The organism is Novipirellula methanifontis (assembly GCF_052161655.1).
Lineage (GTDB): Bacteria > Planctomycetota > Planctomycetia > Pirellulales > Pirellulaceae > Novipirellula.
On the sequence record NZ_CP197418.1, the window covers coordinates 6,931,690 to 6,955,140 of the forward strand.

Annotated in this window: 17 protein-coding genes; 6 read left to right on the forward strand and 11 right to left on the reverse strand. The window is 54.3% G+C overall.

Annotation, left to right across the window (positions count from 1 at the left end; genetic code table 11):
• Positions 1-23: 23 nt before the first annotated feature.
• Positions 24-488: an FHA domain-containing protein gene (locus SH528x_RS25215; protein WP_442506211.1), complete on the reverse strand. Its 465-nt coding sequence runs from the start codon at positions 486-488 to the stop codon at positions 24-26.
• Positions 489-697: 209 nt separating this feature from the next.
• Between SH528x_RS25215 and SH528x_RS25220 the strand changes: the two genes are divergently transcribed.
• The 5 genes from SH528x_RS25220 to SH528x_RS25240 all read left to right on the forward strand — a co-directional run bounded on the left by SH528x_RS25220 (position 698) and on the right by SH528x_RS25240 (position 8,636).
• On the forward strand, positions 698-1,807 hold the full coding sequence (locus SH528x_RS25220; protein ID WP_442506212.1) for a TIGR01212 family radical SAM protein: 1,110 nt from the start codon (positions 698-700) through the stop codon (positions 1,805-1,807).
• 480 nt (positions 1,808-2,287) lie between these two features.
• Positions 2,288-2,665, forward strand: coding sequence for a hypothetical protein (locus tag SH528x_RS25225; RefSeq protein ID WP_442506213.1), 378 nt, complete (start codon positions 2,288-2,290; stop codon positions 2,663-2,665).
• Between the two features lie 364 nt (positions 2,666-3,029).
• A complete protein-coding gene (gene cimA / locus SH528x_RS25230; protein ID WP_442506214.1) occupies positions 3,030-4,619 on the forward strand; it encodes a citramalate synthase in 1,590 nt (529 codons plus the stop codon).
• 13 nt (positions 4,620-4,632) lie between these two features.
• Complete coding sequence (locus tag SH528x_RS25235; protein ID WP_442506215.1) at positions 4,633-7,725, forward strand: valine--tRNA ligase; 3,093 nt, start codon at positions 4,633-4,635, stop codon at positions 7,723-7,725.
• Positions 7,726-7,829: 104 nt separating this feature from the next.
• Positions 7,830-8,636: a hypothetical protein gene (locus tag SH528x_RS25240; protein WP_442506216.1), complete on the forward strand. Its 807-nt coding sequence runs from the start codon at positions 7,830-7,832 to the stop codon at positions 8,634-8,636.
• A 352-nt stretch (positions 8,637-8,988) separates the two neighbouring features.
• Here SH528x_RS25240 and SH528x_RS25245 read toward each other — a convergent pair whose 3' ends face one another.
• Genes SH528x_RS25245 through SH528x_RS25260 form a run of 4 tightly spaced genes read right to left on the reverse strand, consistent with a single transcriptional unit; the run spans position 8,989 to position 12,666 of the window.
• Positions 8,989-9,753 (reverse strand): hypothetical protein, encoded by a 765-nt coding sequence (locus SH528x_RS25245; protein WP_442506217.1) that lies wholly within the window; start codon positions 9,751-9,753, stop codon positions 8,989-8,991.
• Positions 9,750-10,685: an ABC transporter ATP-binding protein gene (locus SH528x_RS25250; RefSeq protein ID WP_442506218.1), complete on the reverse strand. Its 936-nt coding sequence runs from the start codon at positions 10,683-10,685 to the stop codon at positions 9,750-9,752. Before SH528x_RS25250 ends, SH528x_RS25245 begins: the two co-directional genes overlap by 4 nt.
• A gap of 3 nt (positions 10,686-10,688) precedes the next feature.
• On the reverse strand, positions 10,689-11,681 hold the full coding sequence (locus tag SH528x_RS25255) for an ABC transporter permease subunit (protein ID WP_442506219.1): 993 nt from the start codon (positions 11,679-11,681) through the stop codon (positions 10,689-10,691).
• Positions 11,668-12,666, reverse strand: a complete 999-nt coding sequence (locus SH528x_RS25260) for an ABC transporter ATP-binding protein (RefSeq protein ID WP_442506220.1) — start codon at positions 12,664-12,666, stop codon at positions 11,668-11,670. Before SH528x_RS25260 ends, SH528x_RS25255 begins: the two co-directional genes overlap by 14 nt.
• Positions 12,667-12,742: 76 nt before the next feature.
• Here SH528x_RS25260 and SH528x_RS25265 point away from each other — a divergent pair, with 76 nt between their 5' ends.
• Positions 12,743-13,195: an FKBP-type peptidyl-prolyl cis-trans isomerase gene (locus SH528x_RS25265; RefSeq protein WP_442506221.1), complete on the forward strand. Its 453-nt coding sequence runs from the start codon at positions 12,743-12,745 to the stop codon at positions 13,193-13,195.
• A 240-nt stretch (positions 13,196-13,435) separates the two neighbouring features.
• On the opposite strand, the gene SH528x_RS25270 is transcribed toward SH528x_RS25265, so the two are convergent.
• The 6 genes from SH528x_RS25270 to SH528x_RS25295 form a co-directional block, all read right to left on the reverse strand.
• Positions 13,436-15,313 (reverse strand): DEAD/DEAH box helicase, encoded by a 1,878-nt coding sequence (locus SH528x_RS25270; RefSeq protein ID WP_442506222.1) that lies wholly within the window; start codon positions 15,311-15,313, stop codon positions 13,436-13,438.
• Between the two features lie 213 nt (positions 15,314-15,526).
• Complete coding sequence (locus tag SH528x_RS25275; protein ID WP_442506223.1) at positions 15,527-16,072, reverse strand: hypothetical protein; 546 nt, start codon at positions 16,070-16,072, stop codon at positions 15,527-15,529.
• A gap of 390 nt (positions 16,073-16,462) precedes the next feature.
• Positions 16,463-17,395 carry a patatin-like phospholipase family protein gene (locus tag SH528x_RS25280; protein ID WP_442506224.1) on the reverse strand — a complete coding sequence of 311 codons (933 nt, stop codon included), beginning with the start codon at positions 17,393-17,395 and terminating at the stop codon, positions 16,463-16,465.
• 424 nt (positions 17,396-17,819) lie between these two features.
• Complete coding sequence (locus SH528x_RS25285; RefSeq protein WP_442506225.1) at positions 17,820-19,823, reverse strand: acyl-CoA dehydrogenase family protein; 2,004 nt, start codon at positions 19,821-19,823, stop codon at positions 17,820-17,822.
• 95 nt (positions 19,824-19,918) lie between these two features.
• A complete protein-coding gene (locus tag SH528x_RS25290) occupies positions 19,919-22,135 on the reverse strand; it encodes a 3-hydroxyacyl-CoA dehydrogenase NAD-binding domain-containing protein (RefSeq protein ID WP_442506226.1) in 2,217 nt (738 codons plus the stop codon).
• Position 22,136: 1 nt separating this feature from the next.
• Positions 22,137-23,423 carry a thiolase family protein gene (locus SH528x_RS25295; RefSeq protein ID WP_442506227.1) on the reverse strand — a complete coding sequence of 429 codons (1,287 nt, stop codon included), beginning with the start codon at positions 23,421-23,423 and terminating at the stop codon, positions 22,137-22,139.
• Positions 23,424-23,451 lie beyond the last annotated feature (28 nt).

Here is a 23,451-nt window from a genome sequence, read left to right on the forward strand (position 1 = left end):
TCGTGGTTGAGCAAACGCTAACCTTAACCGCTTCGATCTTGGTTTGAAGAGGGCTTCTTCGGATCGCGCCGGGACAATCCAGCTCGGTCCATCAACGAACTCTTCATCAAGTCTTCCAAGTAATCATCATCAGCAGGCGGAGGTCCGTAGGCCCCTAACAACTGGGGCTCATATTCAATCAGATACTCGTGGCGTGCGATGGACACTTTGCTGTTGGGGTCGATACGCTTACGCTGAACAGGACGACCATCGACCTTCAACCCATTGCGGCTGTTCAAGTCACGAATGAACCAATAACCGTGTTCGAGAGTTAACCGGCAGTGCTGGCTCGAAACATTGGCGAACTTCAATTGAATATCGCATTCGCTACGGCGTCCGACCAAAAGTCGGTCTTTCACAAGCGGAATGGGGTCACCGCCACCACAAGGGGTAAGCTGGCCGTAGGCACCCGCAAATTGAGGTTTCGATTGTTCGTCTTCAAATTCCACGATCACAGCCTTCCAATCTGAGTAAATAAACGGGGAATCAGCGGCTTTTTAGCGATTTTTGACATCGCACAAGTCCCACATTCCCCATCATGATGACGGTTTTAAGTTTCCAAGGGATTCGGATCGAGGTTCGGATTAAACGATCACCCGCCGAGCGAGCCATGAATTCCCGTTCACGTCATCCTCATATTTTGACCAAGTTTTCATAAATGGCAACGGTTCCTAAATTGATCGACCCCGAAATTAACGAACGATTGAAATGGCAATCGGAAAAATTGCCATTTAATGCATTTGGTGCATCGCTACGCCGTCAATTTGGTGGCCGAATCCAACGCGTCAGCATTGATGCAGGGTTTACCTGCCCCAACGTCGACGGAGCGGTCGCACGTGGAGGTTGCAATTTTTGCGACAACCGATCGTTCAGCCCGTCACGCCGCGTGCGGCTGAAACAGGTCAGCGAACAATTGGCGACGGGGATCGAAACGGTCACCAAACGCTATGACAAAGTGGCGGGTTTTATCGCCTATTTTCAGCCTGCGACAAACACCTACGCTCCGGTCGAGCAGCTCGAAGAGGTTTTCCGGCTGGCGATCTCGCTCGACCCGCGAGTTGTCGGCTTGGCCGTCGGCACCCGCCCGGACTGTGTGCCGGAGAGCGTCTTGACGCTGCTGGAAACTTTGGCTCGTGAAACCTACGTCTCGCTCGAATTTGGGATGCAAACCATCCACGATGCCGGGCTGCGATGGATGAACCGGGCCCACGATCACGCCAGTATGATCAATGCGATCGACCGTAGCCGAGGCCGCGGATTTGAATGCTGCAGCCACGTGATCTTGGGAATTCCTGGCGAAACTCACGCGATGATGATGGAAACGGCCACCGAAATCGGTCGACTCGGTTTTGATGCCGTCAAAATCCACAATTTGTATGCCGTCCTAGGCACGCCGCTGGGCGACCAAGTGCAAAGCGGTGAAATTGTCTTGATGCAGCGAGAAGAATACATCCACACCGTGGTCGATTTTCTCGAGCGGATTCCGGCCGAGGTGATTGTCGAACGCGTCAGCGGTGATGCTCCTTCGAGCTATCTGATCGAGCCAAAATGGTGTTTGGAAAAGTCCTCGCTGCGATTGGCGATCGAGAACGAATTCAAACGGCGGGGAACACGACAAGGATCACATTTTGTTGCCCCAGAAATCCGGCCTGACCAACGCCCCCGTCCAGCCGACGAGACCCCCGAATCAATCCGGGATCAAATCGACCTCGGACGCCGACTGCCAGTGTTAAAGATGGAGAAAAACGCAGTGCGGTCGCAGGACTAAGGAACGTCGAAAATCGGCTTGAGAAATCAAAGCGTCGAATTCTGTCACGCTATCTTCTGTCACGCTATCCTGTAAAATTAAGTTCGGGTGAGCGAATCATTTGGCTCGTTAGAGCCCCCTCGCCCAATCAAACGTCGGGCGATACGATTTCGGCCTTCGGAAGCGAGTGCCAAAAACTTTAAGTTCCGTCTGTTTTTGTGAGTCGATGACGCAAGCGAGCTGTCGATTTAATCGAAATGCAAATGGTAGTGGTGAGCCACGGGCCGTAAGGCACGGGTAATACGTGGAACCCGGCCGCTCACGCGCGAGCGGCTCACTAAATCAACAGTCCGCCAGCCGCGGGCGACGCGAAATTCGCGTTCGATTGCTCGCAGCCAGCACCGACGGCCCAGTTTTGGCGCGTGGAAACCCGGATGGAACTTAGGCTTTGGAACTGGGCAGTGGAGCCCAGCGAATTACTTTGGAGCGGAGTGGCGACTGATGTCACGCATTGCGATCGTATTTGGCTTGCTGTTGTGCATCGTCACAATGATGGCGTTGATGTTGACGATGCAGAAAATGCCGTCTCAATTTTGCCCGATGATGTTCGGAATTCCGATGTTATTTTGTGGCGTCGTGGGGCTGAACCCACACCGCCGCAAGCATGCGATGTACACCGCAGCCGCAATTGCACTGCTGGGGACGCTGACCGGTGGAAGTAGTGTACTTTTCGCTATGTTTCGCGCTCTGCGAGGGATCGAAGTGAACTCATTAGCGATGGAAGTTGTCATTGCAATGACGGTGCTTTGCACGATTTTCTTAGTCGTCAGCCTGATTTCCTTTGTGCAAACGCGTCGGCGCCGCTTGACCCCGGGATAGCTGCGATTGACAGCGTCCGCAAAAAAACTATCCTCTGTGCTTCAAAACCTTACAGAAACCGACAATTCCGTGGCTCCCAACAACATTATCCCAACCAAGATTATCCGCGTCGTCGGCATTACGAGCCGGCCGTAACGCGGGGAACGAATCGGACTGGCCGCAGTCAATTGCGGAGCAGGGCTCGACTCGAGATGCCACTTTGACATTCACCCCCGAGGCCACCCATAGCTTCGGGGGTTTTTTCGTACCTGAAAGATCCACCCCCAGGACACTCACCCCACTTCCCTGCTTCGATCCCTAACACCTTAGCCCTCACACGCCTTTCGCTTCTCAGCACCTCCCTTCTAACTCCAGCACGCTAGCGATGAACGCCAAACCCATCTTGATCTACGACACAACGCTCCGAGACGGTTCTCAGGGCGAAGGTGTTAGTTTCTCTCTTCAAGACAAGCTGAATATCGCTGAGCGGTTGGCCGAGATTGGCATCGACTTTATCGAGGGTGGCTACCCGCTGTCGAACGAGAAGGATGTGGCATTCTTTCGCGAAATCAAAAAACGCAACCTGGGAAAAACCAAGGTCTGTGCGTTTGGAATGACGCGGCGGAAATCGATGAAAGCCGAAGACGATCCAGGCATGAAAGCGTTAGTGCAAGCCGAAACGCCTTGCATCACCTTGGTCGGAAAAACGTGGGACTACCATGCCACCGAAGTGCTTCGCGTGACGCTCGAAGAAAACTTGGCGATGATTGGCGAGAGCACCGAGTTTCTTGCTCGCGGCGCTGAATTGATCTACGACGCCGAACATTTCTTTGACGGCTACAACGCGAACCCCGAGTACGCAATCAAAACGCTGAAGGCCGCCGCGTCGGCTGGGGCGACTTGGCTCAGTTTGTGCGACACCAACGGCGGAACGCTGCCGGAGCAAATTCGCGAAGTCACCGAAGCCGCGATCAAAGCACTCTCCGGTTTCGATGTGCAAATCGGAATCCATTGCCACAACGATTGCGAGCTTGCCGTGGCAAACTCGTTAGCGGCCGTCGATGCCGGAGCGACGCAGGTACAAGGAACCATCAATGGCATTGGAGAACGTTGTGGCAACGTCGACCTGATCACCGTGATGGCGAATCTGTCGCTCAAGAAGAAAGGCTACAGCGTGCTGGGCGGCCGATCGCTGACACCGCTGACCGAACTGAGCCGCTTTGTTTACGAAACCGCCAACCTGCAATGGCGAAACAACCAACCGTTTGTTGGCCAAAGTGCGTTCGCGCATAAAGGTGGCATGCATGTCCACGCGATCAACAAAGCGGCCAAAACCTACGAGCATATTGATCCGGCACTGGTCGGCAACGAACGTCGTATTCTGGTCAGCGAACTTTCCGGACGGAGCAACATCGCCGCGCTAGCGACCAAGCACAACTTGGAAGACGACCGCGAATTGATGGACAAAATCCTGGCCGAAGTCGTCCGACTGGAAAACGAGGGCTACCAATTCGAGAACGCAGGCGCCTCGTTCGATCTGCTAATCAAACGCATTGCCGGTTCGTACACCCCGCATTTTGAAACTATCAAATACCGAATCGTCGCAGGGGATCGCAACACCGAGGGCGAACAGCGAAGTGTGTTTGCCGAAGCGATCATCAAACTCAAAGTCGGCGAGACGTTGTGGTTCGATGCTGCCGAAGGGCATGGGCCCGTCAACGCATTGGATGCCGCACTTCGCAAAGCGCTTTCCGACGAATACCCGATGCTCGAAGAGATGCGATTGACCGACTACAAAGTACGTGTCGTCGAATCGAGCAGCGGTACCGAGGCATCGATCCGAGTGAATATCGAAAGCTGTGATGACCACGAATCGTGGGGCACCATTGGCGTCAGCGAAAACATTATCGAAGCGAGCTGGAGCGCGCTGGTCGATGCCGTCGAATACAAACTTCACAAATCCGAAAAAAAGTAACGCTAGAAAAATCATGACGATTCCGACTCGATTTGAACATTCGGACGCTGTAGCGGACATTGCCAAAGCTTGGGAAGATGCAAGATGCGCTCACGCCGAACCCAATCCTGATCGCAAACCCTTTACGATTGTGATCCCACCACCGAATGTGACCGGGGCGCTACACCTTGGTCATGGATTGAACAACACGCTGCAAGACATCGTCGTTCGCACCAAGCGAATGCAAGGCTTTGAAACGCTTTGGATGCCCGGCACCGACCACGCGGGCATCGCGACGCAAGCAGTGGTTGAAAAGCGACTCAAAGAACAAGAAAACAAGACGCGTCATGATCTCGGTCGCGAAGCGTTGGTCCAGCGGATTTGGGATTGGAAAGAGCAATACGAAAAACGGATCCTCGACCAACTCAAACGCATGGGTTGCAGTTGCGATTGGGAGCGAGTTCGCTTCACGTTGGATGATCGCTGCGCTGCCGCTGTGCGAGCGACCTTCTTTGATCTGTTCAGCAAAGCACGGATCTACCGCGGCAAACGTCTGGTCAACTGGGATACCTATTTGCAGACCGCGGTCAGCGACGATGAAGTGATTAACCAGACCGAAAAAGGCCATTTTTGGCACATTTTCTACCCGGTCGTTGATCCCAAGCCAGGCGAACCGTCACGAATCGAAATCGCGACCACGCGTCCCGAAACGATGCTTGGTGACAGCGCCGTTGCAGTACATCCTGATCCCAAATCGGCGATGGACAAGCTCGAAGCCGATTTGAAAACAAAGCGTGAAACCGCGTCGGCAGGCGAGAAAAACGAGATCGATAAACAAATCGAAGCCCTGGCTGATCGCCGTAAAACGATGCTGCCGCTGTTGATCCAATTGCGTGATATGGCACTGGACGGTCGCAAAGTGATGCTGCCGTTGATGAATCGTGAAATCCCGATCGTCGCCGACGAATGGGCAAAACCCGAGATGGGGACCGGTTGTGTCAAGATCACACCGGCGCACGACCCGAATGACTACGAAGTCGGAAAACGGGTTGGATTGGCAATGATCAACATCCTGAACGCCGACGGAACAATGAATTCCGAGACCGGCGCTTACGAAGGTTTGACGATCAAAAAGACACGAGCCAAGGTGCTTGAGGACCTCGAGGCACTCGATCTGGTTGGCGAGATCGAAGACCGTGAAATCGAGTTGCCACTGAGCGACCGCAGTAAGACGCCGATCGAACCGTACTTGGCCGACCAGTGGTTCGTGGCGATGGAAGAGCTCGCTCAATCCGCCATGGATGCCGTTTCAACCGAGCAAGTCAAAATTTTCCCCGAGCGTTATCGCAAGGGCTATCTCGATTGGTTGAGCGAAAAACGCGATTGGCCCGTTAGTCGACAATTGTGGTGGGGACATCAAATTCCAATCTGGTCGCTCGGCGGGATTAGCGAAGCGGATGCCAACGCGGCGGCCAAAAAGATCGAAGCGTTACCGGAATTTGCATCGGGCAAGATTGCCGATCGGATTGATGAAAACGAAGACGGTACTTACTCGCTATTCGTTTGTTTGCGTAGCGATGATGCGAAGCTCGAAGAGAAAGTTGAAGCATTGGGTCTGGTCCGTGACCCCGATGTACTGGATACGTGGTTCTCATCGGCGTTGTGGCCTCACAGCACGCTCGGATGGCCCGAGCAAACACCTGAACTCGAGTACTTTTACCCGACCAGCACGCTGATCACCTCGCGTGACATCATCACGTTGTGGGTCGCGAGAATGGTATTGATGGGACTGAACAACGTCGGCAAGATTCCATTCAACGAGGTCTTCATTCACCCCAAGATTCTCGATGGATTGGGTGAAACGATGAGCAAGAGCAAGGGGAACGGTGTTGACCCGATCGACGTGATCGAAAAGTTTGGTCCCGATGCACTGCGATTTGGACTGGCTCGATTGGCAACGGAAACGCAAGACGTGCGGATGCCGGTTCAGTACGAGTGTCCTCATTGTGAAAAATTGATCGATCAAACCAAGAAAAATCGATCCTTGCCGAAGCTGGACTGCCCGGATTGCAAGAAAACGTTCTCGACACAGTGGGCTGAATCTGCCGAAGATAAATCGCATCCGCGTGCCGCAGTGGTCAGCGAGCGTTTTGAAACTGCTCGTAACTTCGTCAACAAATTGTGGAATGCGGCTCGTTTTGCTTTGATGAATTTCGAAGGCTACGAGGCTCAAGAAATCGACGTCAAATCATTGCCGCTGGAAGACCGCTGGTTACTCAGTCGATTGTCGACGGTGACAAAGCAGGTAACCGAAGCGACCGAACACTACCATTTTGCCGAAGCCTCGCGGATCCTCTACGATTTTGCCTGGGACGAATTCTGCAGTTTCTACGTCGAGATCGCCAAACCACGACTGTCCGACGAATCGCTTCGTGCGGTCACTCAATCGGTGATGGCTCATGGACTCGATACTCTGCTGCTCTTATTGCATCCGATCATGCCGTTTGTGACCGAATCGATCTGGGGCTATTTGAACGAAGCGGCTCCAAAACGCGGTGTCCCCTCGCCCGTCGATGCTCCTCAATTTGTAATGACCGCTTCGTGGCCGATTGCCGAAGCGGCGCATTACGACGAGAACATCGAACGCCAATTCAACGAGTTCCAAGAAGTGGTCGGCGCGATTCGCCGCATCCGCGCGAGCCAAAACATTGCTCCGCGAGACACGGTGCCCGTGGCGATTCGCTGTAGCGAGTCATCGCAAGCATTGCTGGAACCGATGCGGGCGTATTTCCAAGGACTCGCCGGAGCCGATGTCGTGGAACTGAGCCCCACAGCGAAGCCGTTTGAAATCGACGCCCCCTTGGCGATTACCGGTTTGGACATCGAGGTGCATGTCGACTTAGAGCAGTTCATCGATTTCAAGGCCGAGTTGGCTCGCTTAGAAAAACTGCGAGACCAAGTGATCAAACAAATCGGCGGGAAAGAGCAGAAACTCTCGAATGAAAACTTCGTTGCTCGCGCCCCTGAAGAGGTTGTGGCGAAGGAACGCGAGTCGCTCGAAGAATTGAAACGACAACTCGAATCCGTTGAAAACGACATTCTGCGGCTTAAGAGTAAAATTGGTTAAACGCTAGACTCGGATCGCGAAGGGGTTCAAAATAGTTTGCTGGTGACAACCGCGAACTTCGGCCGCTGCGTTGTCTGACACATTATCCTTATTGGCTTTTTGCAATGCCTATCAAAATGACTTGCCAGTGCGGCAAAGTGCTCAACATTCCGGACGCTGCCGCTGGCAAAGCGGTAAAGTGCCCCGGTTGCCAAACGGTGTTGAAGGTGCCGGCAGCGGGCGCCGCAGCGAAGCCGCAGCAAGCAGCCGCACCGAGCCGGCCCGCCCCTGCGGCCTTCGTGGCGGTCGACAACAGCATGGGTGACCTATTTGACGAGGAAGGATTCAGCCAACAAGTCGCTGCAATTTGTCCGGCTTGCCGTGCGGAGATGAAAGCTGATGCGGTGTTGTGCACCAAATGTGGCTACAACAAGCAGACTGGGTCTCAACTCGCCGGCCACAAGACTCCCGGATTGGATGTTTCGCACGGCACATTGGCACTGCAAAAAGCGGCCTCCGACATGGCTCGTGCTCAAGAGACTCAAGATCGCCTGATGGGCAACAATGGAATGCCTACGTGGATGTTGGCTCTCGTATTGTTTTTGATCGTCAGCTCGACTGCGATTGCAGTGATCGCCATCAATGTGTCGCGTCAACTCGACGGCGGCGGCACTTTCAACCCGATCGCAACGTTCCTTGTCTTAGGATTCGGAGCGTGCATTGTGATCTCGCAAGGGGCGCAGCTTATGGTGATCGTCAAAGCATTCAAGAAGGACATCAAAACTGGTTTTCTGACATTGTTCGTTCCTTTCTACATCCTCTACTTTGTCGCACAGAATTGGCGTGACACGGGGCGACTGTTTATCATCGCAGTGTTGATGGGAATGGTCGCTGGTGGTTTTCTCGCAGGAGCGATTTCCGCGGGACTGTAAGCGAGGTGACGTCGTTGCCCTCGCGGCTCGCTCGACTGTCGATTTTTCGTTTCCCCACGAATTTCTGAGCCGACGGCGCTAGCCGCGGGCCTTATTTTGCCAACGTCTTACCGAGCGGCGGCCCGCCTTCGTTATTCCTTAAGCCGCTGAGCAATCACCATCATAACGTAACGCGTGAGTTTTGAAGTTGCATGTTTTTGCTAGGCCGGATCAAGCAAACGGCGCAAATACAATAACGCAACTTCAAAACTTACGCGCCGGGCTATGATTTTTCTAAGCCGAACCGTCTCCAAAGGCCGTCGGCTCACACCAACACCGACTGTGGAGGGTCACTTGGCTTTGGCAGCGGGCGCTAACCTTCTTGCTGCGTGGGGTACTCGGTCCGAGTGACCTTGTACATTGCCACGCCCAACATTGTGATCGTGAACGCGAACAACACCAACAGGTGCGTTTCTGCCGGTTCGGCTCCGAACACATTCTCGGCTCGACTGCGTGCTTCCTCCCATCCCATCCACTCCGCCAACAAACCTCGCAATCGATAGTTGATCGTAAGCTTGTTGATCACCGCGGGTACAAATGACACACCATACTCAATCATCAACGTGTAAAAAACCGCGCTGACCATTGTGCGTTTGTAAAAGATCACTCCGATCAAGATATACAGTGCGGCATGGGCAAAGCACGATAGCACCGCCAATACACACATCACCCACCACATCTGGAATCCGGCAGTCGGTCCAATGATCAACACGCACAGCGTGATCGCCGTGAGTGCGGCCGACAAAGTCCACACCACTGCGGTTAAGTATTTCCCCAGCAATACCATCGAACGTCCCGACCGCCGCATCGCCAAGTAGATCCATGTTTGGCCTTCGAGCTCAGTGCTAATCGCGGGCGTGGCCCACAATAACAGACCCAATAAACAGACGACTTCTGGGACGAGAAAGTAAAGCGTGATCCCCCATGGTTCGATCGGATCGATCGGCGCTACCGAGCGCAACGTAGCAATCAAGGCCACGGGAAATGCGACCAATAGAAACCACATCGCGATACGGCCAATCGTCAACGACCGTCCGAGCTCGAACCGCATCACGTCCAGTGGCAAAGTCGCTATCACGCTGTTTCTCCGCGGTGGTGTTTCAGTAATGACGCGAACAAGGCAGTTAAGTTGCCGTCGGCGGTCAGCAATTGATCGATTTGCAGCTCATCCGTTGCAATCCAGCCAGCGATATGTGCGTAAAATTGACTCGGGTCCCGCAACGCAATTCGCAACTCACTTCGCTCATGACTCAACTGCAGCGAATTCACCCACGGCATGTCAACCAAGCGATGAATCAATTGCGGTGCATCCCGCCCAATCACGCAGACTTCCTGCGGCGTGTCCGACAGCATCGACTCGATTTCGTCGGCGGTTCCCGACGCCAGCAATCGGCCTCCGAAAATCAGCAAGAACGACGTCGTGACCGCCTCGATTTCTTGCAACACATGGCTAGCGAACAGCAGACCTTTGCCCTGCCGCGTCCACTGCTTTAGCAGCGTCGTCATGTCGTCGCGGCCCACCGGGTCCAACCCATTGTAGGGTTCGTCCAGAATCAACAAATCGGGATGATGCGCAATCGCTTGGGCAATTTTCGTGCGTTGCCGCATCCCCAACGAATAGGTGCCAATCGGGCGATGCATCGCTGCGGACATCCCCACCAATTCCAAGGCAGCATCGGCCATTGACTCACTCTCGTGCCGTGAATAACCGTGCAAGCGAACCAGATAGGTCACCCATGTTCTCGCGGAAACATTGGGATACAAGATGTCAGTCGCCGGGCACAACCCAATGCGTGAAAGCAATCCCCGATGCTGAAATGGGTTCTCTCCGAAAACGGAAACGCGTCCGAGCGTCGGCCGTAGATGCCCGATCAACAAATTGATCAACGTCGTTTTCCCAGAACCGTTTGGCCCCACCAAACCGTAGGCTCCGGTTGGCAGTGTCAGTGTCAAGTCGTTGACACCGATAACATGTCCATACAATTTAGTCGTGTTATTGAGTTCAATCATCGCTTAAACACTGAGCCTCGAAATCAAACGACGACGAACCACCCAAAACCCAACGACGGTGATGGTAACGAGCACGATCACCGAGGGGACGATGCTTGCCGGTGTCGGATCAAGACCAAACACCCATGCTTCGACTTTGCCCAACGTGTGATACGGCGACAACAACCGCCATCGATCCACATCGATCCCAAGGGCCTCGTAATCGATCCGTCCACGTCGCAACGATCGCGGTGGGCGCTGACCTACCATCACGGAGTAAGTCAGAATTTGATAAGCCACAAACCCCATCGCCCAGGTTGCAAACCAAGCAAAGGTGGCGTAACGGCTTTCGCTCGTCAGTGACGAATAGCCTATCGCAAGCGCAGTGGTTGGAACCATCAGCACGCCCGATGCCGCGATGATTCGCAGTGGGATGTCCCACGTTTGCGAAACCACCGAAAGATCAGGCGACAACAGCACCCCGATACAATACAGCATGAATGCCGGGACGGTGACAATCATCGAAAGCAAGAACCAAATCACCGCCGATTTTCCAATGATGTACTCGGTCGGTGAAAGCGGCCGCGAAAAGTAAAGCAGATACGCCTTGGTGCGCAAGTCATACGAGACCAACATCGGTGCGATCAACCCAATCAACAACACCATGGCAAACAATTGTGGGTAGCGAAAGAATGTTAAAATCAACGTCGACCAAACTTCATGCCGCGCCGCATCGGGCTCCGAGATCACCAGTTTGGCCAATTCCGGTTGTTGCATTGGTCCCCGTAGCAAGCCAAAGACGAACTGTTGCATCTGTGGGCTAGTCGACGAATACTCAAACGCAAAGATGCCAAAGGCGGGTAGCATCACCGGCAACCATGCGAACACCAACATCATTCGCAACCACTTGCGTCGCCAAATTAAAGCGATGCCGCTACGGGCCACCACGATCGGACGCAAAACCCGCGCAACACGTCGGCCGTTCCAACCGCGATACCCAAGGTCATTGACCGGCATTCAGCAACTCCGTTGGTTCATCTGACGGCAGCGAATCACGGCCTTTTGCCACGTCCATAAAAATTTTATCGAGCGAATTGAGTGCGGGCTGCATACGACGAATCGAGGTTTGTGTCTCTGCCGCCCAGGCCCACAGTCGTGCCGTGTCTGTTGCTTCGATCCCCTCGATTCGCAGAGAACCATCCTCGTTTTGCAAGACACGATATCCCGCGTTAGTTGCCTTGGCGACGAGTGCAGCCGAATCGCCGAAGGTCGTTACATGCAGTGTCGGAGAGCTAGGACGACTGAGGTTTTCGAGTGAATCGACGACGCGTACGGTCCCACGAACCAGGATGATGACGTTGTCACAAACAGCGCGCACGTCGGGCAAAATGTGAGTGGACAAGATCACCGATTTGCCATGCCGCTGCGCCAACGTGCGAATTCGATTTAACATCGCCGCTCGCTGATCGGGATCCAACCCGGTCGTGGGTTCATCCAAAATCATCAGCGGCGGGTCATGAACCAATGCTTGAGCAAATTTCAGTTTCTGACGCATGCCGGTCGAATAAGATTGGATCTCGCGATACCGTTCTTCGCCAAAGTCACAAAAATCCATCATTTCGTGAGCTCGCCGTAAACCTTCGGTTCCCGACAGCCCCGACAATCGAGCCATCAAGGCTACCGATTCGACACCGACCAACCCGGTGATGTAACAATCGTCCTCGGGCAGATAGCCCACCGAATCGCGAATTTGCCGCACGTTGCCGGGCCAAGCGTGCCCTAACACTTGCCCCGACCCCGCTTGGGTTTTCAGCAGCCCCAATAACGCCTTGATCAACGTGCTTTTACCCGAACCGTTGGGTCCCAATAGCCCCGTAATGCCAGGGGCCACGGTCAATGACACGTCTCGCAGCGCAGGCACACCGCGATAAAGTTTTGTCACGCCTTCGACTTGAACGACCGCGTCAATAATTCCGCTCCCACGTAGTGGTTGATGAAACAAGCGTGTATTGTAACGGTTCCAATGTCGCGATGGTTCGGGAACCCGTCGCCTGATTCCATCATCAAGGAACGCTCGAATGAAAATAATTTCTGCAATCGCCACTCTGTTTTTCGTCAGCGGACTGATTTTCGTCAGCGGTTGTGCGATCCAACCTGAGTCGGGACTGGGTAAAGTCGACGCCGACGCGCCCACCGAATTCACCGAGACTGCATCGGGATTGAAATATCGCATCTTGCGAAAAAGTGATGGCCCGAAACCGTCGGCGACCGACCGCGTGACGGTCGACTACACCGGTTGGCTGGACAACGGGACCGAGTTCGATAGCTCGTACGCCCGACGCGAGCCCACAACGTTCGGTCTAAACGAAGTCGTTCCTGGTTGGACCGAAGGGCTGCAGTTGGTGAGCGAGGGAGGCATGATCGAGCTGGAGATTCCTTACCAGCTCGGATATGGTGCTCAGGGAAGCCCCGGCAGCATTCCACCCTATTCGACTCTGCATTTCAAAGTCGAGCTGCATGAGATCCAATAATTAGCAAGGTGGGAGTTCTCGCGGGATAAATCTGCAGGGGCCCTTTGTGAAATGATTGGCTCGTGACACGTGAGAGTGCGTCCGGGTTGCGTGCGTTACCCGGTGCCTTACGGTCCACGGCTCACATCGCTTGTATTGGACTCATAAACGAAACTCTTGGCGAGTTTCGCTACCGGGAACGGTTGCGAAGGTACAAAAAAAGGCACGCCGGAGCGTGCCTTTTTCGTTTGAGTTGCTTCACTACTTGGCGTGAGCCGGCTTCTTGAAGTGCTTTTTCTTGCCGGGCTTTTTGCCAGCAGCGTTCGCCTTAGCTACTTTGCCGCCGGATTTGAACTTGTTGTCTTTCAAGCCAAATCGTTTGCCAGCTGGACGTCCGCTGTCGGTGTCCGCGTAACGGTTCGTGCTGCGTTCGTCCGCGATACTGATGTTAAGCTGTTTTCCAGCAACCCATGTGTTGCGAAGCGTTTGGAAAATCTCGTTAGGCATTCCAGCGGGTAGGTCCACTGTGGTGTAGCTGTGCTGGATATCAATCGGGCCAATGAATTCGCCGTTGATTCCTGCTTCGTTGGCGATCGCGCCCACAAGGTTGCCTGGCTTCACGCCATCGGCACGTCCGACATCGACGCGGAAACGTTGCATACCGTCACGAGGTGCACCGCCAGCGCGACGTCCGCCACGCCGTTGCGGAGGTCCATCTTCGGATCGACTAAATCGATCATGCTTCGCTGGTCGTGAATCGTCGTAACCATTTTCACGTGGCTTCTTGGATTTCGGCACGTCTTTGAGCAACAGTGGACGACCGTTCTGAGCCATATCGGCAAGCGCGGCAGCGATCATTTCCACGGGCTGGCCCGATGTCTCGGCGAAGTCCGCGATCATCTGCTTGAAAAACGACATATCGCGAGTCGCAATCGTTTCGGTGATCCGTTGATTGAAATTATCAACGCGTTTCCGATTGATGTCCGCAGTAGACGGTGGATCGACAATTTCAATCGACTGACGCGTGACTCGCTCGATCGAACGCAAGCGTCCTCGCTGAGAGTGCGACAACAAGATAATTGCTTCGCCGCTTCGTCCTGCACGCCCGGTGCGACCGATGCGATGCACGTACGACTCGCTGTCGTGCGGTGGATCAAAGTTGATCACGTGACTGATGCGAGGCACGTCCAAACCACGTGCGGCAACGTCGGTTGCGACAATGATGTCCAAATGGCCCGACTTCAGCTTATCAACCGTTCGCTCACGTAATGTCTGTGGCATGTCGCCATTGAGTGCCGATGCGGAATGGCCCCAACGAACCAGTTTGTCGGCCAGCGTCGTGGTCGCTTCTTTGGTTTTGGTGAACACGATTACGCCATCGGTTTCTTCCGATTCGAGCAATCGCATTAACAAGTCAGTCTTGTCACGCGGGGTGACGTAGAGACAACGTTGACGAATGTTCGCCCCCGTCATTGTTTTGTTTTTGATCTGGATGGTTTCTGGATTCTTCAGGTGCTTTTGAGCAATCCGGCGAATCGGGTCAGGAAGCGTCGCAGAGAATAGTGCGATCTGAGTCGTGTCGGGAGTTTGGTCCAACACGAACTGAACGTCTTCCAAAAAGCCCATGTTGAGCATTTCGTCAGCTTCGTCGAGCACCAAGCAATCGAGCGATCCGACTTGCAGCGAGCCACGCTTGATATGGTCGATCACGCGGCCAGGAGTTCCCACGATGACTTGCACGCCACGGCGAAGGGCACGCAATTGAGGTTCGTAATCTTGTCCACCATAGATCGCACAAACCGAGAATCCATCCATGCAGGATCCGTAGGTCGAGAACGACTTGGCAACTTGAATGGCCAATTCGCGAGTCGGCGCGAGCACAAGGACTTGGACGGCTTTTTTGGCAGGGTCGATCCGTGACAGGATCGGCAGGGCGAATGCGGCGGTCTTTCCGGTTCCCGTTTGAGCCTGGCCGATGACATCTCGTCCCTCAAGCAGATGGGGGATGACGGCGGCTTGGATCTCGGATGGCGTTTCGTACCCGGACTTCACAATCGCTTCTTGGACTTTGTCCGCAAGCGGTAAATCGGCAAAGGAGGGGGTTTTCACTTCGGCGGGGCTGCTTTCCAGCTGATTCATAAAGGGCTTCACATATCGAAAGATGTCTGCGCCGAAAGTGCTCTGGCGCCCTCTTGACTGTAAGCGGAGCTCCTGTTTTACACAACTCAAAGGAATACAGTCGCCGGCGATTTTGCTCTCAAAACCACTGCTTTGCGTTCCCATCATGCGTACTGCATCGGCTGTACGGTTGCGGAATGCCCCCTTGCAAATTAACGCAAATCTTTCGCTTTTCTAACTTTGCCCACCCCTATCAGTCGCTGGCGAGGTCGAATAGCCAAACAACGCTTTCACACTCGGACGCATCAAGACGAGGATAGTGAACACCCCCAACACGGTTCCAAACGGCATGAACATGCATTCCACTGCCGCCATCACGAGACAGAACATGTATCCCTGATGCGATCCGAGCTTGCGACCGGCAACGATGACACAGCACGCCATTGTCATTCCCATGCCGATCACCAACGCCGGAACTAGAATAAAGAACCAGCCAAAAATCGCAGGGGGTGCTGACCCACTCTGACTTTGGTCATCCAGGACGCCCGTGACAATCGCGATTCCGATCACCAAATGGATAATCGGAAACAGCGACACCAATCCGACGATCCCGCCGACGACATAGTGAAAGATGGACAGCAATCGCAGTTGATCGACGTCCTCGCTGCTGGGCTGCGGAGGCCGCGGATTCGACGTTGGCTCTGCCGTTGGCGGCGGCTCTGTAAATGGATTGTCGCCGGGTTGCGGAGGGAAATCGGGTTGCGGAGAAGAATCGGTCATTCACAGTGTCTCGTCATTCAGGGCCGTACACTTGCTACCGCCGAATCCAGCGCGCAGCAAAGATCGAGCACTGAAGAATTCGTGAAGCAAAACAGGACGTTTAGTCTACCAGAGAAGCATCTAAGCAGGTCGTTGGGTATATACCGGTGAAACGTCGATCCTGTTGTGAGCCGACGGCCTTTTGTGAGCCGACGGCGCTAGCCGCGGGCCCCTCGATATTGCAGGAGACATGCCCGCGGCTAGAGCCGTCGGCTCAGATTATTAGTTGGAATGACTCACATTGACCTGCTTAGCGCTGTGTGTCGGACAACGTTACGCAACGAAACTCTTGGCGAGTTTCACTACGGCAATCCCCGCACCCGCGATCCTCCATTTGGAAAAGTCGATTGACTACTTGGCAAACACCACGATCTTTCGTCTTGCTGCATCACGCCCAGCATCGATAATTCGTTCGGGGTGTCTAAAGTCGAACCAATCAATGCCTTGCAGTTCAGGACGAATAACAAGATCCGCAACCTCCGCTTTATCGCGACGCGTCATACCTTCGCCAATATCCTGCATTCGCATGATCACATCGAGGGCCGTGCTACAATCGTCGACGCGCGAGTGCGATTGGCCTACGTCCACAGCGATGGTCAAATCGCTGGCATACGATTTTGCAATCATCGAAGGCAATGCATCAATGACCCCGATGTCACACAATTGCATCTCATCCCAAAGGACCGGAGGAAAAATGCCGGGGATCGCCATCGACGCTTGAATCGCTTTTCGCAGCGATCCATTTTCGAGCACGATGCGATTTCCGCTTCGCAAGTCGGCCGCCACGACGCTCAATGGTGTCGGGAGCTCGGCAATCTCAATATCCGGTATCAGGGCATCTATCGCGTCGGACAAAATAGCCTCGGGCATCAACGACGCCCTCGTCGCAGCGCGTGTGATCCGGCGGTGAGCCGAGTAGAGATAGCGAACGCGGTTGTACCACGCCATCACTCCCGATTCGGCATCCTCCATTCGCGATCCCGTCGAACCAAACAACAGATGCTGGTTGCGAGAAAAGGTCGGCGAGAACAGAAATTCGATTGTCTGAGCCTGTACACGGCGTATGTTTGAATCGAGAGCACACATGGCTCCGACCAACGCCCCAATACTGACCCCGACAAACCGCTCGGTTTGAATTCCTGCCTCACCGACCACTTGTATTGCACCGAGATGGGCAAGTCCGCGTGCGCCGCCTCCACCGAGCGCGATCACCGCACGTCGTTGACGAACTCGCTCGACCGTTTTTGGCGACGAGCGAAAACCAAACAGGTCGACTAGATTCATGTTGTAGCTCCCTAACCATTCCGGACTCTCATTTGACGCGACACTGCCACGTCTTCATCTCCTGTGCATTGTTCATGCCCAACGGCTACGACTCAGCCGCATGTTTTTACAGTGCTGTTCATAAACGGACGTTGTCTCGATTGAATAAACCCACTAATGGAAAATGATTCGCGTTCCTCCTTCGACTAACCGTCTAGGCAGGAATCATTGGCTGAACTCCCGTTAGCCGTTTGGGCGCTAGCCCCGGTCGAAGTCAGGAACCGTAGCTAGCGGCTTGTCGATTTAGTGAGCCGCTCGCGCGTGAGCGGCCGGGTTCCACGCATTACCCGGTGCCTTACGGCCCACGGCTCACTTATGCGATTTGCATTTCGATTAAATCAACAGCCCGCTAGCGCCAAAACGGCTAACCGCTGAGGCCCTCTGCTTACTTGTACGGCATCATGATTTCTCCTGATGTCACTCCATCGAGTTCACTCCAGCCCTGCTCGGCAATCTGGCTGCCGAGATCAGTGACTTGACGGAAATCGGCATTACTCGCTTTGCCCCCTGTGATCTTCAACTGCAATTCGCGGCACACCGTATCGGCCGCTTCTCGCGTGATCGGGTCACTGGACGCCTTCGCATACAGGCTGGTCACCAACATCACCACCGCGTTTTGAATGTCCAACGACAACGCGGACATACGACATTGACGATCAGCAAGCTTCAATTGAAAGGTTCGCATCGTCGTGCTAATTCGCATGCCGCTCTGCGACAAATAGCGCTGTGCAAATTTTGCATGCCCCGCCAGCTTCGCATCCGAAATTTGGATCGGTGACCAATGTGCCGCCGATACTTGGTGGCCGACCCACCATTTCGCATAGCTCGAGAGCGGTTTGCGCAGCGCCCATGCATGACGAGGGTTCAACGGATTGGGTTTCGCGGTTCCCAGCTGACTGAGCGTCCTGCCAATCGGTTCAAAGAAGAGTTTGCCATGATGTTTCACCAGCGACTTGAAGAACGCCATGCCTAACATTTCACCTTCGCCTTCGTAGATGCACGGCGCAAGGAACTCGTGCACGTTATCGCCAAACAGATGGCCTTCCAAGAACGATCGTCCGCCATGCGTTTTCATGAACAATTCGATCGCCGCTTCTTTTTGAGCCTCACTACCAAAAATTTTCGCGATGATACATTCCATCTCGCCGCGGTACCCTTGATCAAGCAAACCGGCGCACCACGCGGTCATCGCATCACAAGCGACAATCAAACCCGCAAGCCGCCCGAGCCGGCGTCGGACCAATTCGCGACGATCGATCGATTGACCATACGTTTCCCGATACGCTCCCCACGGCAACATCTCGGCGAGCATCCATCGCATCGCCCCGGATGCATTGGCGCACAGCGAAACTCGGCCCAAATTCAATCCGTGATAGGCAATCGTCAAGCCGTCGCCCTGCGAAGGCACAAGCAAATTTTCCTTAGGCACACGGAAATCACGAAAGATCAGGCCGTTGTTGTTAGCACGACGCAGCGCGTAAATGCCGTAGCGTTTCAATTGGAAATGCTCGTTCTCTTGGTCCGGCAAATCAACGACCAACACGCTCGGTTTACCATCGATCTTGCAGACCAATCCAATCGTGCGACCGGGGATCGCATTGGTGATGAACAGCTTCTCGCCATTGACGACATAGTCATCTCCATCAAGCACTGCGGTGGTGCGAAGTGCGGTCAAATCGCTACCTGCACCGGGTTCGGTTAACGCGAACGCTGACAAACGACGGCCGTCGGCCAATTTGGGCAGGAACCGTTTCTTCTGGTCATCGGTTCCGAAAGAGCGCACCGGATCGACCGCCCCGATACAACCGTGAACCGATGCCAACCCGGCCACCGTCGGGTCGATCGTCGCCATTTGCGTAATCATTTCGGCGAACTGACGCATCGTGGCTCCCGATCCGCCGAACTCGGGTGAAACCAATAATCCCCAATAGCCGACTGAGCCCAATTCGGCCAACACTTTTGCCGTAATCTTTCCCTTGTCGTCCAGCAACGTGCCACCGTCGCGATGTTTGCGAACGATTTTGAGCGATTGCTCGACAACGAGCGACACCGATTCGCTCTGCGACATCGTATCGACCTCGAACAATTCGGTCGGGATCTGTTTGTCCCAAACCGCTCGGTGAACCGGGCTGTTGGTCGTTTTGTATTGAGCCGCAAACAAATCCTCAACTTGATCATCCGCCGTATCAATCAATCCGGTTCGCTTGGATTCGTCGACCGACGCGCCTCCTAAACGAAGCGCAACCTCAGCGAACGATTCACTGTTGGGTTTCGCTACCCCATCTGGCTTTGCAGTGTCTGTTTTTTTAGCGTCTGAGTTTGCAGCGTCTGAGTTGGCGGTGGGCGAATTGGGTTTTGTCGGTTCGGAAGGATGGATATCAAGGCTCATTGGATTACTCCTTAAATTGACAATGTTGTTTTTGGTCATGGCCTTCGTTTGGATGGCGAACGAGGCCAGAACCTTCGTCTAGGTCTCACTCGGAATCACCCATTGGTTACCGCGTGATCGTTGTCCTCCGTCTTGGACTCGGTAAAGAACAATTGATGTTGTTCCGCCATCTCTTCGAGCAACAACGGGCTGGCAAAGCGATCCCCATAGATCGACTGCAGATAGCCCAAATTGGCGTGCACAATGTGCTCACCAATCGTGTCGACCACGTGCAGCGGTCCACCACGGTGCGGAGCGAAACCAGTCCCCAGCACCATCGCCAAATCAATGGCCCAAGCTTGGTCCACGATGTTGGCTTGTTTGCAGCGAATCGATTCGGCGAGCATCGGGTAAATCAGTCGGCGTTGCTCGGAGGTCAAGCCATCGCCAACAAAGTGATCCTCGCGGACACGTTGCACGGTGCGATGTCCCGATTGCGGACTCGTTCGTGGGAAATCCGCGGTACCGTTTCGGCGTCCTTTCTTGTACTGATAAAAACCGCATCCTGTCTTCTTGCCCAACATGTTGTCGTTGACCATCAACTTCAATTGATCGACCACCGGACCAACGCCGACGAGCACACTGTCGAGCGATTTCGCGACATGGTAGGCGACATCAATGCCCACTTGGTCCAACAATTCGAGTGGCCCCATCGGCATTCCGAACGCTCGCACCTGTTTATCGATGCGGTTGACATCATGTCCTTCGGAGACCATCACCACCGCTTCGCCCAAGTAGGGGAACAAAACGCGGTTGACCAAAAATCCGGGTGCATCGGCGGTCACGATTGGGGTTTTTCCAAGAGCGCGAACAAAAGTGACCAAGCGGGCGATCGTAGCGTCGCTGGTCTGTTTGGCTCGCACGACTTCGACCAATTCCATCTTGTGGACGGGATTGAAGAAATGCAGTCCCGCGACTTTATCGGGTCGTGTGGTCGCGTCCGCCATGCGAGCAATCGACAGCGATGAAGTATTCGAGGCCAGGATCGCGTTGGCGGCTAACGATTTATCGAGTCCGGCAAAGACCGCATCTTTGACCTCCGCACGTTCGACGACCGCTTCGACGACCAAGTCGGCACCGTCCATCGCTTCGTCACTCGTCGTGACATGGACTCGGTCGAGGATCGACGAACGTTCTCGGTCAGACAGATTGCGGTGTTTGGCCAATTTGTCGACAAGCGAAACCACTCGTTTGCGTCCCGCCTGGGCCGCCTCCTCATCGATTTCTTTGATCACCACGTCATATCCTTTGCACGCGGCCAATTGGCCAATCCCGGCTCCCATCGCGCCGGCGCCAATCACCCCGACCTTGCGAATCGGCTCCTCATGCACCGCCGGGGTCGGCGATGCCCACGTACGAATATCGCGAGCCGATTCACGGGCAAAGAACAACTGCAACAGATTGCGGCAGGTTGGCGTTGCTAATAAATCAACAAACTCATTCCGCTCGGCCATAAACCCATCAGGCCGTAACCCATAGCTTCGGCGCACCGCTTTGATCGCCGATTTGAGTGCCGGGTAATGCAAGGCCTTGGATCGAATCTTTTTCTCTGTTGCAGAAAAAATTAGCGAACGTCCCAACGAAGTCGCCTCGAGCCATTTTTGAATCAGCGGCTGCTTGCGTCCGCTCTGGCTGACGACTTCGTCCTCGAGTATCTGGACGATAAATTCTGCGACTTCGATTTCCCAGTTCTCTGGATCGATTGCACGATCAATCAAACCGATCTTGGCCGCTTCACTCGCCGACAAATGCTTGCCCTGCAGAATCAAGCTCAATGCATTCGTCAATCCAACCACACGTGGCAGTCGTTGGGTCCCACCCCAACCGGGAATCAATCCCAATTTGATTTCGGGCAGCCCGATCTTTGTACTGCTGTTGTCGCGAGCAATGCGATAATCACACGCCAACGACCATTCCAACCCACCTCCTAAACAGGGACCGTGGATCACGGCAAGCGTTGGCATTGATAACCAATTAATCCGATCAAACAGCTGTTGTCCGCAATCGATCAACTGAGTCGCTTGGGTCGGGTTTTCTATATTGACGATTGCTTTGACGTCGGCGCCAGCCAAAAAACCGCTTTCTTTGCCGCTACGAAAGACGACCAATTCGCAATCACCACGATGCTCTAAATCGTGGACGATTGCTTCGAGTTCGGTCATCACGACACGATCAAGAATATTCAGTGGGCGATCGGGCACATCGAGCGACACGGTGGTGACACCACGCACATCGGTTGTGACGCTAAATGCGTTGTAACGATCAGTACTCATACTAGGTCTCCAATTCGGTTTCGAGGGCGATGGCGACACCTTGGCCTCCACCAACGCAAAGTGTCGCAAGGCCGCGGCGTTTGCCGGAAGCTCGCAAGGCACGAAGCATCGTTAAGATCAGTCGGGTGCCAGTGGTACCGACGGGATGGCCCAGTGCAATCGCCCCGCCGTGAATGTTGACTATGTCCGGATTCATTTGTCCGATCGCGGTGTGACGCGACAGTTCCTTTTCAGCAAACGACTTCGATTGCATTGCACGATCGCAACCGATCACTTGCGCCGCAAACGCTTCGTTGATTTCAATCAGTTCAAAATCCGTTAACGACATCCCCGTTTGCTCTAACAGTTTTGCCGTCGCATAAACCGGGCCAAGTCCCATGCGTTTCGGATCACATCCAGCGATCGCTGCTGCGGTGATATACCCCAGCGGCGGACGCGAAAAACGATCAAGGTTATTGACGGCGGATAACACCACCGCCGCCGCGCCATCGGTCAATGGACAACTATTCCCAGCAGTGACGGATCCTCCGCGTTTGAAAATCGGTTTCAGCTTGGCGAGCTGCTCGAGCGTTTGCCCGTGACGAATGCAATTGTCTTTGTCCAGCGGCTTGCCATGCGACAGCGGAACCTCGACGATTTCGCCTGACAGGAAACATTTTTCTTGAGCCGCAGCCGCCTTGTGGTGACTCGCCAAGGCAAACTCGTCCTGCTGGGCTCGCGTGATTGCAAAATCATGAGCGAGCACCTCCGCCGTCTCGCCCATATTCAATCCCGACACCGGATCTTTCAGTCCCAGTTCAACTCCCGCGACCGGCTTGAAATGTTTCGGGCGGAATGCAGCAAACGCTGCGATTCGTTGCGGAAGCGTTTTTGCCCGCGCGACTCGCATCCACGCCTCCGTTGCCTTGCGACTGTACAACAAAGGAATCTGAGACATCGACTCAGTCCCGCCTGCAACAATCGTTTTCGCACGACCACTGCTCAGGATACTGCAACCTTGCAAAATCGATTCCATGCCTGATGCACAATTGCGGTTCACGGTGTGCGCGATGCGATCCATCGGCACACCGCTTTTCAGCGCGATGACTCGCGCAATATTTGCGGAGTCCGCAGGTCCCGCGACATTGCCGATAATCACTTCGTCGACCGATTCCGGAGTTAGATCACACCGCTTAAGCGTTTCCGTGACCACAATCCGTCCCAACTCAACTGCCGAAACATCAGCAAGCGTACCGAACGCTTTTGCAAACGGCGTTCGCACTCCGGCGACAATCGCAACGGGTTCCATGATTAATTCTCCTTTTTCCATTCACACT